This window comes from Aneurinibacillus danicus (assembly GCF_007991215.1).
Lineage (GTDB): Bacteria > Bacillota > Bacilli > Aneurinibacillales > Aneurinibacillaceae > Aneurinibacillus > Aneurinibacillus danicus.
This window is the reverse complement of the sequence record NZ_BJXX01000266.1, coordinates 1-1,431: the sequence shown is the minus strand read 5'-3', so window position 1 is coordinate 1,431 and position 1,431 is coordinate 1. Positions and strand designations below refer to the sequence as shown.

The window sequence follows — 1,431 nt, the reverse complement described above, 5'->3', positions numbered from 1 at the left end:
TGTTATTGATACCCCAAAACAGCCAAAAGTTGACGGTATTGCCTGTCCAGAAACTGACGAGTATAATGTCCTCGTTACTATTCTGAAGAAAGAAAAAGGACATCTCCCTTTTTGTGCAACTGCGCCAACAGTTACACGGAAGATGTCCCACCCAAAAAAACATATGGTTATTGTATCAAATTATAAATTGATTGAAAACTCCCTTACCGGAGTTTTTAGTTAGGGGGGCGGAGAGGATTCCTTCTCCCTGTTGCGGAACGAGCATGAAAGTGATGGGAACAAGAGACCGAAAATCCAAAGATAGTTCTGGAGAAACCAAGGTATATAATATCCGTCGACTCGGTTGTGTGAATTGTGGAAGGATTCATCATGAGTTGCCAGATTTTCTAGTGCCTTATAAACGTTATGAGGCTGAATGCATTGAGAAAGTCCTAACGGACTCTCTTCACCATGATGTTGCAGCTGATGACTCTACTTTATTTCGTTGGCTAAATTGGTTTACAAGTTTCGTAGATTACTGGCTTGGTTGTCTCAGGTCCATTATGCTTCGTACCAGTCAGGGGAAGAACCCGGTGAATTTGTCGTCCGAAGGTTCGCTGTCCGCACTCCAGCGTATAGGACGGTTGGTGGGCAATGCCCCCCGATGGCTGACCAGAATTGTCCGGCCCATCGTAAATGATAATTTATGGCTACATACCCGTTCTGCATTCTTGTCCGAAGGGAACTGATTTACACTCGTGAGGAACACATCGATTAGGAGGGATGCTCATGAGAGATCAGAAGAAAGCAGAAGAAGTAGCAGCACAACGTTTCCAAATGATTGCTCCTCTTTTGGAAGAGGGGCTGGATGCTGGAAAAGCTAAACAACTCAAAGAACAGATATGTAAAGCAAGTGGTTTATCTGAAAGAACCATCCGACGCTACCTTGCACAGCACAGAACCGAAGGTTTTTCCGGGTTGAAACCCAAAGGTAAAAAGATTCAAAAACAGAGAGAAGCAATTCCGGCTCATTTATTGGAACAAGCCATTCTTCTGCGGAGGGAAGCCCCAAACCGGAGCGTGTCCCAGATCATTCAGATTCTAGAATGGGAGGGATTAGCAGAACCTGGGCAGATAAAACGATCCACCCTTCAGGAGAAATTAGCAGAACGGGGATATAGTTCACGTCAGATGAGGTTGTACGCCGATTCAGGAGTGGCAGCCAGACGCTTTCAGAGAAAACATCGAAATCAGCTGTGGCATTCAGATATTAAATATGGTCCCTATCTGCCGATTGGTCCCAATGGGACAAAAAAGCAAGTATATCTAGTAGCGATTTTGGATGATGCCACCCGGTATGTGCTTCATGGTGCCTTTTACCCGACTCTTGACCAAAGAATTGTGGAAGATGCTTTCCGCCAGGCTATTCAAAAATATGGCGTACCTGAATCC

2 protein-coding genes and 1 pseudogene are annotated in these 1,431 nt (G+C 44.9%); all 3 read left to right on the top strand.

Annotated features, from left to right (window positions below; all coding sequences use genetic code 11):
- Nucleotides 1-223: hypothetical protein (locus ADA01nite_RS22480; RefSeq protein WP_218029605.1), on the top strand; the 223-nt coding region annotated here is incomplete at its 5' end.
- On the top strand, nt 192-728 hold the full coding sequence (locus ADA01nite_RS21645) for a DUF6431 domain-containing protein (RefSeq protein WP_281286061.1): 537 nt from the start codon (nt 192-194) through the stop codon (nt 726-728). The genes ADA01nite_RS22480 and ADA01nite_RS21645, both read left to right, overlap by 32 nt.
- A 40-nt stretch (nt 729-768) precedes the next feature.
- A pseudogene (locus ADA01nite_RS21640) lies at nt 769-1,431 on the top strand (helix-turn-helix domain-containing protein); the annotation flags it as partial.